This is a genomic window from Pseudoalteromonas undina (assembly GCF_000238275.3).
Classification (GTDB): domain Bacteria; phylum Pseudomonadota; class Gammaproteobacteria; order Enterobacterales; family Alteromonadaceae; genus Pseudoalteromonas; species Pseudoalteromonas undina.
The window spans coordinates 488957-503639 of the sequence record NZ_AHCF03000004.1 but is presented as its reverse complement, the minus strand read 5'-3'; the positions used below and the strand labels follow the sequence as shown (position 1 = coordinate 503639).

At 38.6% G+C, this 14683-nt stretch carries 19 protein-coding genes; 6 read left to right on the top strand and 13 right to left on the bottom strand.

Annotation, left to right across the window (positions count from 1 at the left end):
- Nucleotides 1–69: 69 nt before the first annotated feature.
- Nucleotides 70–810 carry a substrate-binding periplasmic protein gene (locus PUND_RS17150; protein ID WP_240539520.1) on the bottom strand — a complete coding sequence of 247 codons (741 nt, stop codon included), beginning with the start codon at nucleotides 808–810 and terminating at the stop codon, nucleotides 70–72.
- Nucleotides 811–868: 58 nt separating this feature from the next.
- The gene (locus PUND_RS17145; protein WP_010389087.1) at nucleotides 869–1978 is read right to left on the bottom strand and encodes an arginase family protein; all 1110 of its coding nucleotides are present in this window, start codon (nucleotides 1976–1978) and stop codon (nucleotides 869–871) included.
- A gap of 422 nt (nucleotides 1979–2400) precedes the next feature.
- Here PUND_RS17145 and udp point away from each other — a divergent pair, with 422 nt between their 5' ends.
- The gene (udp, locus tag PUND_RS17140; protein WP_008112319.1) at nucleotides 2401–3156 is read left to right on the top strand and encodes a uridine phosphorylase; all 756 of its coding nucleotides are present in this window, start codon (nucleotides 2401–2403) and stop codon (nucleotides 3154–3156) included.
- Here the strand turns inward: udp and cdd are convergent.
- Together cdd and ppc are read right to left on the bottom strand one after the other, a co-directional pair.
- Nucleotides 3145–4074 carry a cytidine deaminase gene (gene cdd / locus PUND_RS17135; RefSeq protein ID WP_010389090.1) on the bottom strand — a complete coding sequence of 310 codons (930 nt, stop codon included), beginning with the start codon at nucleotides 4072–4074 and terminating at the stop codon, nucleotides 3145–3147. The two genes, udp and cdd, sit on opposite strands and share 12 nt — an antisense overlap.
- A 122-nt stretch (nucleotides 4075–4196) precedes the next feature.
- Complete coding sequence (ppc, locus tag PUND_RS17130) at nucleotides 4197–6842, bottom strand: phosphoenolpyruvate carboxylase (RefSeq protein WP_010389091.1); 2646 nt, start codon at nucleotides 6840–6842, stop codon at nucleotides 4197–4199.
- A gap of 120 nt (nucleotides 6843–6962) precedes the next feature.
- On the opposite strand from ppc, the gene PUND_RS17125 reads away from it, so the two are divergent.
- From PUND_RS17125 to PUND_RS17105, 5 genes are all read left to right on the top strand, one after another.
- Nucleotides 6963–7361 (top strand): thiol-disulfide oxidoreductase DCC family protein, encoded by a 399-nt coding sequence (locus PUND_RS17125; protein WP_010389093.1) that lies wholly within the window; start codon nucleotides 6963–6965, stop codon nucleotides 7359–7361.
- Nucleotides 7358–8083, top strand: coding sequence for an SDR family NAD(P)-dependent oxidoreductase (locus tag PUND_RS17120; RefSeq protein WP_010389094.1), 726 nt, complete (start codon nucleotides 7358–7360; stop codon nucleotides 8081–8083). Before PUND_RS17125 ends, PUND_RS17120 begins: the two co-directional genes overlap by 4 nt.
- 11 nt (nucleotides 8084–8094) lie before the next feature.
- Nucleotides 8095–8703, top strand: coding sequence for a flavin reductase family protein (locus PUND_RS17115; protein WP_010389095.1), 609 nt, complete (start codon nucleotides 8095–8097; stop codon nucleotides 8701–8703).
- Nucleotides 8704–8841: 138 nt separating this feature from the next.
- Nucleotides 8842–10062 carry a M24 family metallopeptidase gene (locus tag PUND_RS17110; protein WP_010389096.1) on the top strand — a complete coding sequence of 407 codons (1221 nt, stop codon included), beginning with the start codon at nucleotides 8842–8844 and terminating at the stop codon, nucleotides 10060–10062.
- Between the two features lie 117 nt (nucleotides 10063–10179).
- Nucleotides 10180–10839, top strand: a complete 660-nt coding sequence (locus PUND_RS17105) for a DsbA family oxidoreductase (protein ID WP_010389097.1) — start codon at nucleotides 10180–10182, stop codon at nucleotides 10837–10839.
- Between the two features lie 95 nt (nucleotides 10840–10934).
- Here the strand turns inward: PUND_RS17105 and PUND_RS17100 are convergent, their stop codons facing one another.
- The 9 genes from PUND_RS17100 to PUND_RS17060 all read right to left on the bottom strand — a co-directional run bounded on the left by PUND_RS17100 (nucleotide 10935) and on the right by PUND_RS17060 (nucleotide 14628).
- Nucleotides 10935–11273, bottom strand: coding sequence for a hypothetical protein (locus tag PUND_RS17100; protein WP_010389098.1), 339 nt, complete (start codon nucleotides 11271–11273; stop codon nucleotides 10935–10937).
- Between the two features lie 76 nt (nucleotides 11274–11349).
- Entirely contained in the window at nucleotides 11350–11679 is a 330-nt protein-coding gene (locus PUND_RS17095) for a DUF5992 family protein (RefSeq protein ID WP_010389099.1), read from the bottom strand.
- Nucleotides 11680–11709: 30 nt separating this feature from the next.
- Nucleotides 11710–12036, bottom strand: coding sequence for a hypothetical protein (locus PUND_RS17090; RefSeq protein ID WP_010389101.1), 327 nt, complete (start codon nucleotides 12034–12036; stop codon nucleotides 11710–11712).
- Nucleotides 12037–12064: 28 nt separating this feature from the next.
- Nucleotides 12065–12406 (bottom strand): hypothetical protein, encoded by a 342-nt coding sequence (locus PUND_RS17085; protein ID WP_010389103.1) that lies wholly within the window; start codon nucleotides 12404–12406, stop codon nucleotides 12065–12067.
- Nucleotides 12407–12552: 146 nt separating this feature from the next.
- Entirely contained in the window at nucleotides 12553–12906 is a 354-nt protein-coding gene (locus tag PUND_RS17080) for a hypothetical protein (protein WP_010389104.1), read from the bottom strand.
- A gap of 133 nt (nucleotides 12907–13039) precedes the next feature.
- A complete protein-coding gene (locus tag PUND_RS17075; RefSeq protein ID WP_010389105.1) occupies nucleotides 13040–13432 on the bottom strand; it encodes a hypothetical protein in 393 nt (130 codons plus the stop codon).
- Between the two features lie 79 nt (nucleotides 13433–13511).
- On the bottom strand, nucleotides 13512–13865 hold the full coding sequence (locus PUND_RS17070; protein ID WP_010389106.1) for a hypothetical protein: 354 nt from the start codon (nucleotides 13863–13865) through the stop codon (nucleotides 13512–13514).
- Nucleotides 13866–13944: 79 nt separating this feature from the next.
- On the bottom strand, nucleotides 13945–14286 hold the full coding sequence (locus tag PUND_RS17065; protein ID WP_010389108.1) for a hypothetical protein: 342 nt from the start codon (nucleotides 14284–14286) through the stop codon (nucleotides 13945–13947).
- 171 nt (nucleotides 14287–14457) lie between these two features.
- The gene (locus tag PUND_RS17060; RefSeq protein WP_157600343.1) at nucleotides 14458–14628 is read right to left on the bottom strand and encodes a hypothetical protein; all 171 of its coding nucleotides are present in this window, start codon (nucleotides 14626–14628) and stop codon (nucleotides 14458–14460) included.
- Nucleotides 14629–14683: the final 55 nt, after the last annotated feature.

Sequence of the window (14683 nt, the reverse complement as noted above, 5' to 3'; positions counted from 1 at the left end):
GATTATAGCCGCTTTTATAAACAGGGCAATTGATATTTATATAATATTATTTTCTTAATATTTTAATATTTATAGTTGCGATTCATACAAAGCAAAGGCCGTGCTAAGTTGCTGCTTTAATTTATTAGGTAGGTTTTTGTTACACGCAAAATATAAGGGAGCTTGGCTGACGTTGATGGGCATTAATGGCTCGAGCTGTAGTTCATTTAATAAGTGGGACTGTTCATGATTTATTCTCTGTGCAGGTATTACAACCAAATCAATGCTGGAACTTCGCGCTCTAATTATTTTAAAAATATTATCAAAGCTATTAAAAAGCATTAAATTTTCGTTTTCTTTAAAGCCTTGGGAGAGTAAATAGTGGTGGCTGTAATTATCTTTTAATACTGCAATTCTATATTGCTTCGCCTGATCAAGGCTTGTTAGCACAATGCCTTTGCTCTTAAGTGAGTAGAAGTTAGTATCAAATTGAGCTAATTTAGCAAACCAAACAAAGCTACTCTCACGCTCAGGTGAGCGAGAAATAGAGAAGATACAGGTTTGAGGATCTCTTAATGCAATATTATAAGTCATGCTCCAATCGTTTACTGAAATTGAATAATCAATCCCAGCATTATCAAGCACTAATCGTACTATATCGGCAGCATCACCGACTAAATTGTTGTTCGCATCAAGATACTGCGCAGGTGCAAAATTCTCTGTTACAACAGTGAGTTTAGCTGCGCAGTGTTGGCTTACAATGAGTAATAATACAAAACACCACTTAATCACAATAACCCGCTCTATTAAATTTAAGACGTCACTTTTCAATAAAAGCCAATTAAATATAGCGGGTTATTTGCAAATAGCCAATTTTTAGCTTTTGAAATTAGCGGTTCATTGCGTTAATTAAAAACGCTGAGATTTTAGCGCCTTCTCTCAGTGTCGTCTCAGAGCTTGATTGACCCACTAAAGAGCTGTCAGTAAACGGAGCTATCTCCATCATATCAGCCCCCGTTATAGGGAATTCATCAGCAATCGCTGACAAAATATCAAGTGCGTGTTGTGGCGTTAAGCCATTTTCTTCGGGTGTACCTGTTGCTGATGCAAATTCGGCATCGAGGGCATCAATATCAAAGCTTACATACACTTCATCGACCTTGTCTGCTTTTAATTGCGCAATAACATCAGCCGCAACCGCAGCTGCGCCACGCTCTATAATTTCAGCAGCCCAATGTTGTTTTACGCCAAAAGTACTTTCCCAATGTGATTTAGGCTTGCCACTTGAGCGAATACCAAATTGAATTAAATGATGCGGCGCTGGTAAGAATTCTAAAATATGTGTGCACCAAGAGCCAAAACATAAGTCAATGCCCAAACGCTCTACGAGTAAGTCGGTGTGAGCATCAAAGTGAATAATTGCCGTACGTTTACCTTGCTCGCGTTTTGCTTTTAAATACGCTTTTGTTAACGGGTAGCTAATTGAGTGGTCGCCGCCAATACCAAAAATACCTTTGTCTTGGAATGTCGCATAAAAGCTATCACACACATCTTCAGTAATAGACAATGGGCTTACATAATGATCGTTATTGTCATTTCCGTATAGGGCCTTTTGGCAATTAGTGATAGTGGCCTCATTTAAATACTTATCGTGTAATAAATGCGGTATTACACGTACATCACCTAAATCAAACGAACGACACTGTGTTTGTTGATCAATCAATGCTGAGCGTAAAAATAAAGGCCCCCAGTTAGCGCCACGTAAAATCCCACCACCGCAATCAGAGCTAATGCCTAGCATTACTGCTTTATGTGGTGAATTAGGTAGCTCGTTAAGTGAGTCACGCCATAAAACATCGACATTTTCAGTTTGCCCATATAATTTATTTCTAAGCGCTGCTTTGCGTTCTTTAGCCGTATTGACCGTAAAAACACCGTCGCCAGGTGCACATAAACAGTGTTCAACTTTATCTTTAAATGCTTGAAATTGTGTGCTCATTGTAAACCCTTTTTCAATCTGAATATCTTGTCTATTATTGAGTAGTTATGCAAAACATCGCACGCTGAATTAATTTTAGATAATTTGCATAGTATGCTAAAAATCACAAGGCGCTTTGTTTTGCTCTCTTAGGTTAGTGGTAAATAAAAACCAAACCCACTTACTAACCAATTGAATATAAACAATTTAAATTATAGCTAACGACTCTTTAGCCTAGCTATTGGTTTGCTATGAGGTATGAATATAGTGTCTGAGCAAACAAGTCAACTGGCTCATTTTTCTAGTAATTTTTGCCATTGATTGAATATTCAGAGTTGGTGAATAAATCAAATTAAGTCAATACGGACATCCGTCCTGTACTTCACTTATGTTTCTCGTAATCATGGTAAATTGACAACAATTCTTATTAAAAAGGCTTAGTTATGGAAAAGGTATTTCACTTAGGACTGTGTATTGATGATTTAAAAGGTGCAAAACTGGCAATTGTTCCAGGCGATCCAGATCGTGCAGCACGTATTTCACAGTTCTTAGATAATCCAACCTGCCTTGCTCAAACGCGTGAGTTTCACATTTATTTAGGCCAATTAAACGGTCACTCTGTAGTGGTATGCTCAACCGGTATTGGCGGCCCTTCAACGTCAATTGCCGTTGAAGAACTGGCACAACTAGGCGTACGTAGCTTTCTTCGCATTGGTACAACAGGTGCAATTCAACCGCACATTAACGAAGGCGATATTTTAATTAGCCAAGCTTCGGTACGATTAGATGGCGCGAGTCAGCACTTTGCACCGCTGTGCTATCCTGCCGTATCTGATTTTTTTGCTACTCAAGCTATGGTAAAAGCCTGTGAAAACCTTAATATCGATTTCCATATTGGTATAACTGCTTCGAGCGACACCTTCTACCCAGGTCAAGAGCGTTATGATACGCATTCTGGCTACGTACCTAAATCATTACAAGGTAGCTGTGAAGAATGGCAAAAATTGGGCGTAATGAACTATGAAATGGAATCAGCTACTTTATTTACCATGTGTGCCGCACTTGGCTTACAAGCCGCTTGTGTTGCAGGTGTATTAGTAAATAGAACACGTCAAGAAATTCCAAACGTGGACCACGGCGAGATTGAGAAAAAGTCTGTTGCCGTGGTGCTTGAAGCCGCTAAAGTGTTACTTGGCTAATGTTGCGCTAATAACCTCAAGTGTTGGTAAGCTATCAAAGCTTGCTAACACTGCTTTTGCTACCCCTGATTGGTTTTCATGACCAGCAGTTTCTAATAAAGTAATTGATTTTACTGTTTGCTTATCAAAACTTAATCCTGCTACAAACAATTGACTCACCGCGCTTTGCAATGGCGATAAGCTCGGGCTGTATGCTGCATTTTCAGCATAGCTGCCATAAAAGTCACCATTTTCTAACGTGCTTATTTTTACCGCACTGTAATTTTGACTGTATGGAACATAAGCCGCTAAAGCATAACTCATCAGCTTTTCATCAAGGTCTGTCTCTTTAAAGCACTTAGTTTGCTCTGCTGGGTTAAATAAGCTGTGCTCATTGCCTAAATCGGTTGGTCCAAATGAATGCGGTAATAGCTCTGCTAATTTAAAGTTTTGTGCTGGCAGTAAAATATCAAGCTCTTTTGCATCAGCCAATTCATTCATAAACTGACGGCAATACCCACATGGTGCATCACTAATGGCTATTTTCAGCACTTTCTTAGCGCCATTTAACCACGCATTATTAATTGCTGATTGCTCACCATGCACCACTAAACTAAGTGCTTGATGATCAAACTCAGCATTGGCACCAAAGTAAAAAGTGGTATTTCCTTGTGAATTAAGCCCTTTAACAATTGCGCCGACATGAAACTTGGAAATAGGTGCAACTGAAAATTCAGAAGCCATAGGCACCAAGCCTTGCAATAAAGTATCTTCGCTGACATTAAGTTCAGTACAAAGCGCTTTAATATCGCTTGAATGTAAAATACCGCGTTGAGTTTTTAATTGACTACGTAATGCTTGGGTTTGCGCTACGTTTAATGAGATGTGTGAATTGCTAAGTGCTGTATTATGTTGCACTTTAAAAGTTGCTGAAGCCATAATAGTTTTTATTTGTTCAATGGCCAAGTAGTGTAAAAGGTTGGCAAACGAAATACCAGCCTATTCAGCGTAAAAAAAGGGAACACGTCGCGTGTTCCCTTTAAAACTAATCTAATTTTGGATTAACCTGTATTTCGCATACCCGCTGCAATCCCCGTCATGGTGATCATTAAGGCATTATCTATATCGCTTTCATTACCTTTATCATCGCCACGAGAGCGACGTAATAGCTCAACTTGTAACACGTTAAGGGGATCTGTGTATGGATTTCTAAGCCCAATAGACTCTTTGATCCAAGGTTGGTCGGCTAATAGACTTTTTTGCGGGCTCAATGATTGCACTAAGGTTATCGCCTCAGCTAATTCCTCACGTAAGGCAACACCTAAAGGTTTATACATGTCTTCCACCAGCGCATTATCGTAGTGCTCACTTAACCAGCTATCCGCTTTACTAAATACCATTTCTAGCATTTCTAAACGAGCTCGAAAGAAAGGCCATTGCAAACTCATTTCGCTTAGGGTTTCAATCCCATATTTTTCAAGCGCTGCTTTAAGTCCACTTAATGCGCCTAACCATGCAGGTAACATTAAACGATTTTGACTCCACGCAAATATCCACGGAATAGCGCGTAAGCTCTCTACCCCACCATTAGGATTACGTTTAGCTGGCCTTGAACCTAATGGCAATTTAGATAGCTCCAATTCTGGTGTTGCCATTCTGAAGTAAGGTACAAAGTTTTCATCGTGGCGTACCACATTGCGGTAGTGCTCGCACGATACATCACTAATTAATGCCATAACTTCGCGCCATTCATCTTTGGGCTCTGGCGGTGGTAATAAGTTACTTTGCAGCACCGCACCCGCGTATATGTTTAAGCTTTGCAATGCCACATTGGGTAAGCCAAATTTAAAGCGGATCATTTCGCCTTGCTCTGTCACCCTAAGGCCCCCTTTGAGTGAACCCGGTGGCTGCGAATGCAAAGCTTGTGCAGCAGGTGCACCACCTCGACCAACCGTGCCTCCTCGACCATGAAATAAAACCAGCTCAATACCGCGTTCATCCGCCAGTTGCACTAACTTGTCCATTGCCTCATATTGTGCCCAGCCAGCAGCCATCATACCCGCATCTTTGGCTGAGTCTGAATAACCAATCATCACATTTTGAGTATTTTTAATATGACCTCGGTACCACTCATTATTAAGCAATGTAGTAATAACATTATGACCATCGTTTAAGTCATCTAAGGTCTCAAATAAGGGCGCCACGGGTAGTTCAAAACCGCAGCCTGACTCTTTAAGTAATAACTGCACCGCTAAAATATCAGAAGCAGTTCGGGCCATAGAAATAATATATAAACCAAAGGTTTTTGCATCTTGCTGCGCAATAACATCAAAGGTGTCGAGCACCTCTTGCACTTCAGGGCTGGGTTGCCAATGCTTAGGAATAAGCGGACGACGAGAGTTAAGCTCAGCAAGTAAAAAAGCCTGCTTATCTTGCTCTTGCCATTGGTTGTAGTCGCCAATACCTAAGTAACGAGTTAGCTCAGAAAATACATCACTGTGTCTCGACGAATCTTGGCGCACGTCTAGTTTTGCCAAACGCAGTCCAAAGCTATTTACTCGGTGGATCATATCCAGTAGTAAGCCATTGGCCACTACTTGCATGTTGCACTTTAATAAAGAGCGATAACACACTTCAATGGGGTGCTTAATTTGATTAATATCGGTGATTAAATCTTGAGATTCAGTGCGCTTATTTTTAATTTTAGCGCTTAAATGCATCACCGTTTCTGCAACTTGGTTTTTAACATCTTTCAAAACAGCACGGTACGGTTCAAACTCTTGCCCAGCCAATTTAATGAGCTCATCGCTGGCATCCGACATAGAAAGTTCAGCACAGAGCGTTTCTAAATCACGCTGGTATAAATCCAGTGCCATCCAACGGCCATGGTCGAGCACTTGCTTGGTTACTTCGGCGGTTACAAACGGGTTACCATCACGATCTCCCCCCATCCAAGAAGTAAATTCTATCGGGCTGTAATCTGCTGGCAACTCCAAACTTAAATGCTGTTTTACATGCTGACTAAACTCTCGTAGAAAACGGGGCACCGCTTCCCACAAACTGTTTTCAATGACTGCGTAGCCCCATTTAGCCTCATCGACAGGGCTTGGACGTGAACGACGAATATCGTCAGTATGCCATGCTTGACTAATTAACTGCGCAATACGATTTAAGATTGCTTCGCGTTCTTGCGCTAGATTGTCGGTACGCTCAAGCGATGCTAAACAATCGCTAAGTTCAACATGTTTATTAATAATAGTACGGCGAGTCACCTCGGTTGGGTGTGCTGTTAGTACTAAGTTTATGTGGAGTTTTGAGAGGGTTTCAGCTAAATGATTATGATTAAGCTGACCTTGTTCGGCCTTTGCAGCTAACGTTTTTAATGTTTGAGTGAGAGGGTTTAGTTGGCAAAAACCAACATCATTAAAACGTGATACAGTATGAAACTGTTCTGCAACATTAGCTAAGTTTAAAAAATGATTAAATGAACGGGCAACCGGTAAAAGCTCTTCATCACTAAGCGCATGCAGTACATCTATAAGCGCTTTACGATCGGCTTCATTGCCACTGCGAGATGATTTTGATAAAGCCCGAATTTCTTCTACTTTATCTAAAATATCTTGTCCTTGAGCATCTTTAATAGTTTGTCCTAATAATTGCCCAAGTAAATTTACATTACCTCGCAAGGCGGCATATTGTTCACTCATTTTTAGCTCTCCTTTGTTTCTTTGAGGCCTATTAATATCATTATGTTTACTTATTTAATAGATCCATTTGCAACAGCATCTCGTAAAAAACCATATGTAAAATAAACACAAAGCGATGACATGATCATTTTTTACGATGCTAATTGCCCCCTTTGCAATGCAGAGATGCAGCATTTAAAACGTGCCGATGTTGATCATAAAATTACACTAGAAGATTTAAATTCTGATAACTTTAGTGAGCGTTTTCCCGCAATCGATAAGCAATACGCCATGAATATACTGCACGCCCAAACTGATAATGGGCAGATAATTTACGGCTTAGACGTGACTTATCAAGCCTGGCATACTGTTGGCAAATACCCTTGGCTCAAGATTATTCGTTTGCCCGTCATTCGTTTTTTTGCCGATCATGCTTATACTTTTTTTGCAAAATACCGTCATCACATTAGCCGTTTTTTAATGCCTAATGCACAGTGCAACTCAGGTCAATGTAATATCAAAACCAAAGGTGAAAAATGAAAACAGTGATTTTATTTGGCGCCAGTAGCGCCATTGCCCAATCTTACGTTAATCACTTAAACCAACAAGCAACACAATTTAATATTATTTGTGTCAGCTCATCGAACATTAATCACAGCGACATAAACGTAAACTATTTTCAGAGCGACTATTCAGCGCAAAGCCTAAACGAGCTAACCGAGTCGTTAAAATCTCAGCAAGTTGATATAGCTCAAGTGATTATATTTAATGGTCAATTACACAACGACCAGCACATGCCAGAAAAAAAGCTTGAAGAAATCAACAGTGATTATTTTATGCAGCTTATGCACTCTAATTCGCTTGTACCCCTGCTGTGTTTACAAAGTATAGTGCCGCTGCTTAACCACAAAACTCACTGCACAATTACCGCTTTAAGCGCTCGTGTTGGTAGCATTAACGACAATAAATTAGGTGGTTGGTATACCTATCGCGCATCAAAATCAGCACTTAATATGCTATTTAAAACAGCCGCCATTGAGCTTGCTCGTCGCGCTAAAAATACTAAACTGATTTTATTTCACCCAGGCACTACAGATACACAGCTTTCTAAGCCATTTCAAAAAAATGTTCCTGCAGATAAACTGTTTACCCCTGAGTTTGTTGCCCAGCAATTATTTAAATTTACTTACGAAAATCCACAATTAGAACTTAACAACGAACCTGCCTACCTAGATTGGCAAGGAAATACCATAAAATGGTAAGGAATTAACACATGCATTTTTCCAAAGACCGCATAGCCGCGCTTGAAAAGCACACACGTACGCATTTTATAAATTCATTGTCAGGGTTTAAAAGTGCTAACTTAATAGGCACACAGGATGAGCAAGGTAATACCAATTTAGCCATCGTTAGTTCGGTTATTCATTTAGGCGCACACCCACCACTTGTTGGCATGATCATGCGCCCGCACAGCGTACCAAGGCATACATTTGAAAATATTCTAGAAACAGGCGTTTACACTATTAATCAAGTAAATAGTGACATTTACCAGCAAGCTCACCAAACCTCGGCACGTTACGCTAAAGATGAGTCTGAGTTTGATGCTACGGGGTTAAAAACAGAATACTTAAATGAGTTTAACGCTCCATTTGTTGCACAAAGTCGACTTAAATACGCGGTAAAATTTGTAGAGAATCAACATCTAGCAGTTAATGGCACTGAGCTGGTTATTGGTGAAATAATGGATGTGTATGTAGATGAATCAGCACTCCAAAGTGATGGCTTTTTAGACTTACAAGCCATCGACACAGTTGCAGTAACCGGATTAGATAGTTACCACACGGCAAATAAGCTCACTCGCTTACCCTACGCGAAAAAATAGCCCTAGGTTATCAAGTCCTTTCGATAAGTGACTTGATAACCCACCCCCACTTTTTGAGCCTCTTGTTCACTAATCGCAATTAGTTTGAATTTAAACTGTTAAACCTACACACTATGCAAAATTTTGTAGGAGAAATATATGACCACAGTTGGTATTGGTACTCACACACCCGAGCAAGCACTTGCTAGTTTAAGTAATATGACTCACTCAGTAACGCCAATTCAGGCCGATGAGTATTTAGCGCGTATGGCCAAAGCACAAGCCTATATGCAAGCGCACAACATTGATGCCATTTATTTAAACGCAGGTACCAACTTAACTTATTTCACCGGAATGAAATGGTATGCCAGTGAACGACTTGTTGGCGCTATTTTACCTGCCGTAGGTGATGTGCAATACATTGCTCCACATTTTGAAATTGGCTCTTTAAATGGCTTTAAGGTTATTGATGGCCCAATACACGGCTGGCAAGAGCATGAAAACCCATTTGAGCTATGTGTTAAAGTGCTTAAGCAGCTCAATATTAGCGACACCGCTACCGTTGGTATTGATGAAAGCGCACAGTTTTTTATTTTTGATGGTATCAATAAAGCCAGTTCAGGGTTAAAACTGGTGAACGCACAACCAGTCACTGCGCATTGTAGAATGCATAAATCAGCCAATGAATTAGCATTAATGCAATGTGCCATGGATATGACCTTAGCGGTTCATCAGGCTACAGCGAGCATGCTATATGAAGGAATTAGCACCATAGAAGTCGAAGAGTTCATAAAAAAAGCCCATCAAAAAGTAGGTGCCCCAGGTAATTACTTCTGTATTGTATTGTTTGGCCTTGCCACCTCATTCCCACATGGCGTAAAAGATCCACAAATTTTGAAAAAAGGCGACATGGTGCTCATCGATACTGGATGTAAAGTGCACGATTACCTTTCTGATATTACGCGTACTTATGTGTTTGGTGAAGCAACCAGCCGACAACGCCTGTTTTGGGATTTTGAAAAAGCGGCACAGTTAGCAGCTTTCAATCAAGCAGCCCTTGGCGAAACCTGTGAATCGGTTGACGAAGCCGCTCGCAGTTACTTAGCAGCTCAAGGCTTAGGCCCTGAATACCAAACACCAGGTTGCCCGCATCGTACGGGCCATGGTATTGGCTTAGACATTCACGAATGGCCATACCTAGTTGGCGGTGACAAAACCCCGCTTTCCACAGGCATGTGTTTTAGTAACGAACCCATGCTGGTTATTCCAGATGAGTTTGGGGTTAGATTAGAAGATCATTTTTACATGACAGATGACGGTCCGCGCTGGTTTACTCAACCGAGTCATAGCATTGACGACCCGTTTGGCTTAAACAGCTAACCTGAAAACATTCAATAAAAGAGTAGCACTTTCGTTGCTCTTTTTGTTTAAATATTGATAAGGTAGGCTCTATCCCAATATCCATTGCTATTACAAAGCAATCCTTAAAGGACTCCTATGAAAAACTTTAAAATAAATATCGTCTCAGATGTAATGTGCCCGTGGTGTATTATCGGTTACAAGAACTTAGAAACCGCATTGACCGAGCTAAAAGTGGAAATGAGTGCGGATATTACATGGCACCCTTTCGAGCTTAATCCAGATATGCCACTTGAAGGGCAAGACTTAGACGAGCATTTGCAGCAAAAATACAGCTTAACCGAAGAAGAAAGCGCGCGAAATCGTCAAAACATGGCAGATGCGGGTGAGCGAGCTGGGTTTACCTTTAATTTTGACGGTAAACGCATCATGATCAACAGCTTTGATCTTCACCGCTTGCTAATGTGGGCTCGTGAAGAAGACAAGCAAACTGAGTTGAAATTGGCGTTTTTTGAAGCACACTTCACCGGTTTAAAATATTTAAATCAAGAAGGTGCATTACTGGATGTGGTAGAAAGTGTGGGCCTTAACAAAGACACAGCCCGTGATATTTTACACTCAGATAAATACGTACAAGCGGTTCGCGAAGAGCAAAATAATTTTAAGCAAATGGGTATTACTTCAGTGCCTACTTTCATTATAAATGATAAGTATGCGCTTACCGGTGGGCAGCCGAGTGAGTCGTTTATTCAAGCGCTTAAGCAAATAAGTGAAGAAGAAGCAAAAAATACTCAATAAGTTTTAAATAAGGAAGCGACAGCAAATACAAGCTCCCTATATTTAATAATGATTGCAATAAACCTTGAAATATAACTAGTTTTAGTTGAAATTTATTATGGTTTTACTGTACCAATATATACAGGTGCAGGTGTGGCGCCATAAGTCGGAAGAGCAGCGCAACTTCCCTCCCCAGAGTAATAAAAAATAACTTTTTGGTTATTCACCTGAGAGTTTTGAAGCAACCCAGTCCACATTGCGCAGGTTATTTGATCTACCTCTTTCCAAGTAGATTTTAAGTTGCAGATATTAGTATAGCTATCGTGGCCCGTATGAAGTACATTAATAATACCTGTACTATAAATAAGTACTCTTTTTACATCCACTACACAATGAAAAACAGCAAATGCATTAGTTGAGAAAATTAAGCAAAACATGCCTATTAAATTTTTCAATTCCAATCTTCCTTAAAATTTTTAATAAAAAAATATGTAATTAATTGAAGCTATTATGATATGTATATTTATTCGACTAGCTAGAAGATATCCCTATAAAGTTAGCGCCATGACAGCTATCATCTTCATAGTTATGAACCCGTATTTTTTTACCTGAGCTTACAGCAGCTAAAGCAATAGAAAATGCTTGATTGTAAGATTCTTTTGACTGAGACTTAATAGCAGGAAATATAACAGAGCTATTTGCACAGGGCCCTGTCCCCCCTGAAAGCTTTAAATAGAATACATCCATATTACTACTACTACTTGCTACTTCTGTAACTGTAGCCCCTCTAACTAACTCACCACAAAAAACAGGGGTAGAGACTATTAAAAAGCCAAAAAAGATTAAAACTCTAATAAACATTTAATTTCCTATATTTAAGTTAGTTGTTGTTTATCTAATAACAGAAAAATACCGAATCGTATCTGATACAGATTGATCTACACATTTTTGTTCAGTAGTAAATATAACCGTTTTTTGCGCAACAAAAGCCATCATGAGTACGCTTAAGTATTCTTTAGCCATTGGCCGTGACATTCTAAATGATAAGTAATCCCCATTAGAGCCATGACAAGCAGGGGGATTTTTAACTCCTCCCTCAGGATACACGTACACTAAATCGCCTTGTTCATAAATGAGTATCCTTTCTATTTTTGCAGTTGTGGCTGCAACCCCATCAAAAGCAAAAATTGTAAATAACAGCCCTATTAGAATTTTCATTATATTCCTTAAAAAAATGCATTTAACTTTAAAAATACTCTTCCTGTAATGAAACAAAACCTATTTCACATGAGTTATCTTCGCTATGTAATCGAACTTTTTTATTAGCAACATAGGCCGTCATAATTAAGCTTAACATTCTATCAATTATCTCAGCATCATGATTGTTGGCTGTAATAACGCCATATACCCTTTGACTCTCTTTGCAAGTTTCATTAATTAGTGTCGCATCAGCCTGAAAAAACACTTTTATATTTTGTGTACTACTAAAAGCATACTGTTTAATACCTGCAATCTTGCCAAATCCAATGCTGTCAGCGTAGGTAACACATGAAAAAAACAGTAATAATGTCATAACAACTTTATACATTTATAATCCACCAGAAGTTTATTTATAACAAAACTTTTAAATCTAAAAGTAAAATCACTGCTCAAAAGTTTAAACAAAATTTAAACTACCCAATATGATCTACATTTTCGAATTTAAATGGCTGTTATCAAAAAGATTAAGTTAAACTATTTTGTAATATTAATAGCACCTGCTGATGTAAGTGTATTAAAAGTTGTTTCTTTTACTGCATACCAAGTAACTGGTTTACATTCATGGATATATATCGTTATTTTTTTGTTACTTGTAAAAGCCGTCAACACTGCGGCATAGATTTTATCGTATTGAGGGTGGGATTTTTCGATGAATACTTTATTGCTGGTACTACATGCTCCTGGGTTACCAAATGTTCCATAAACCATAACACCATTACCACGTTCAATATCTATACGTGAAGGTTCAGCTGCTTTAGTCCAATTACCGGCCTTAACAGCATGTGTGAAACTCATTAAAAATACGCATAGCATTACACTATTTTTCATTAAATATATCCTTATTTATATTTACTTTATAAATTTCTTGCGAGAAATTCACTTACATTCCATCAATGAATATAGTTTAGGTACACATGCTCGCCTAAAAGTGGCAGGGCTTTTGTGCCTTTTTATTACACTTTTATTCAGCTGCTGCTAGCCAAATTCTATCAATAGTCAGATAACCCGAAGTTATTCCCCTCATTTGTATGGTAATGTCACGATTTGAGGCTTGAGCTGCTAAAGCTGTTGAATAAAATAATTTGGCAAAGTCAGGATTTGATTCAACCCTAAGCGCCGCAGCACCAACACCAGACCTTGTAATATTTAAGCCTATACTGGCGGGAGCACTTGAAGGAAGAGGTGTATCAAAGTATAGCAATATTAAATTACCAGAGTTTATATAGATCCTTTGAACTTTTCCCGTATAGCTACAATAACCACCACTACTAGAATGACAAGTAGGCTGAGCCGCATTTACAAGGCTTGGCACAAGCCCTATAAATAAGATGAATAGAATTTTTAATGTTTGCAAAATTATTCCTTATAAACAAACCTAAACTACAAATATGTTAATGAGTAAAATTATTAACGCTCCAAAGCGTTTGTTATATTTAGTACTCAAACCTAATAGCATCAATTTGACACAGTTTTGAACCAGAGCCCTGCCAAACTTTATCAGGGTATACTTGAAACCTTACTTGCTGCTTAGTTGTATAAGCGGTAAGCAAAAAAGAGCTTATAGTATTATATCCTGGAGCGGATGGAGAAAGCCAAACGCCGTCATCACAACCTGCAATACCAGTTTTAATCCAAACAGCAATATCTGCACCATCTCTATTAGCTACAGCGCCGTAATCATCGTAAGCAAATAGCTTTGTTATTGCTCCTTTATCTGTGGTTGTCACAGAACTGAACGTTGAAAAGCTGAACAAAACTAATGTTAGCCCTACCAATACTTTTTTCATTTGTTAATAACCTTAAGCTTATACGCTGCACAATTTACGTTATTTTGCTAATTAGATATGAGTAGCAATATTTATAGTACTATTTAACAAGTTCTACCGAATACAGCTTGCACACTGTATTACCAGAGCCTGACCATTTTTCACCTTTATCTAATCCAATCAAGATAACTTTCGCATAAGCATGATAAGCAGAGATCAACATACTGTAATTAGCTTCAAAGCCTTGGTCTTCTTTATTTAGATAATAACCGTAGTTACATATAGAGCCATTGTATTCAAGAGAAACAAATACATCTCCGCTTCCATAATTCGAATAAGAAACAAACCGCTCTATAGTACTTTTAGGCGAAGTTTCATTAGCAATAACTTGCGACGTGAATAATAAAATATGAAGCATCACCGTAGTTGTTATTATTTTCATATACAGTCTCTTCTAATTTAAAATAACTCAAAATTTATAATAATATACTGAATAAGCTGGCAGTCGTTTCAGGGCTAAATCGAAAAATGAGCAGTCAAATACATTTTAATATTTATGTAGTAAGTGCTAAATAGTAATTACAGCATTCTCTTGTTTAATTATCATCTATACTCAGCCACTAGTGCGATATTCAGGCACTTTGTTAGCATTAATACGTTCAAGTAACCCTGAACTAATACTGGTAATATTCGTGATTTTTCCACTAACATGGCCTTTGCCAATAGCTGCAATTGCATTAGCAGAAAATAAAACACCAATAAATGTAAACACTCTTAATAACATTTTATTTAATATCCTTATTAAAATAACTATTATGATAAAAAGGCAAAAAGAAAGA

Bases quoted from the DNA above. Each gene is read 5' to 3' on its own strand.
- PUND_RS17145 (WP_010389087.1), bottom strand. From the start codon at position 1,978: ATGAGCACACAATTTCAAGCATTTAAAGATAAAGTTGAACACTGTTTA.
- udp (WP_008112319.1), top strand. From the start codon at position 2,401: ATGGAAAAGGTATTTCACTTAGGACTGTGTATTGATGATTTAAAAGGT.
- cdd (WP_010389090.1), bottom strand. From the start codon at position 4,074: ATGGCTTCAGCAACTTTTAAAGTGCAACATAATACAGCACTTAGCAAT.
- ppc (WP_010389091.1), bottom strand. From the start codon at position 6,842: ATGAGTGAACAATATGCCGCCTTGCGAGGTAATGTAAATTTACTTGGG.
- PUND_RS17125 (WP_010389093.1), top strand. From the start codon at position 6,963: ATGATCATTTTTTACGATGCTAATTGCCCCCTTTGCAATGCAGAGATG.
- PUND_RS17120 (WP_010389094.1), top strand. From the start codon at position 7,358: ATGAAAACAGTGATTTTATTTGGCGCCAGTAGCGCCATTGCCCAATCT.
- PUND_RS17115 (WP_010389095.1), top strand. From the start codon at position 8,095: ATGCATTTTTCCAAAGACCGCATAGCCGCGCTTGAAAAGCACACACGT.
- PUND_RS17110 (WP_010389096.1), top strand. From the start codon at position 8,842: ATGACCACAGTTGGTATTGGTACTCACACACCCGAGCAAGCACTTGCT.
- PUND_RS17105 (WP_010389097.1), top strand. From the start codon at position 10,180: ATGAAAAACTTTAAAATAAATATCGTCTCAGATGTAATGTGCCCGTGG.
- PUND_RS17095 (WP_010389099.1), bottom strand. From the start codon at position 11,679: ATGTTTATTAGAGTTTTAATCTTTTTTGGCTTTTTAATAGTCTCTACC.
- PUND_RS17090 (WP_010389101.1), bottom strand. From the start codon at position 12,036: ATGAAAATTCTAATAGGGCTGTTATTTACAATTTTTGCTTTTGATGGG.
- PUND_RS17085 (WP_010389103.1), bottom strand. From the start codon at position 12,406: ATGTATAAAGTTGTTATGACATTATTACTGTTTTTTTCATGTGTTACC.
- PUND_RS17080 (WP_010389104.1), bottom strand. From the start codon at position 12,906: ATGAAAAATAGTGTAATGCTATGCGTATTTTTAATGAGTTTCACACAT.
- PUND_RS17070 (WP_010389106.1), bottom strand. From the start codon at position 13,865: ATGAAAAAAGTATTGGTAGGGCTAACATTAGTTTTGTTCAGCTTTTCA.
- PUND_RS17065 (WP_010389108.1), bottom strand. From the start codon at position 14,286: ATGAAAATAATAACAACTACGGTGATGCTTCATATTTTATTATTCACG.
- PUND_RS17060 (WP_157600343.1), bottom strand. From the start codon at position 14,628: ATGTTATTAAGAGTGTTTACATTTATTGGTGTTTTATTTTCTGCTAAT.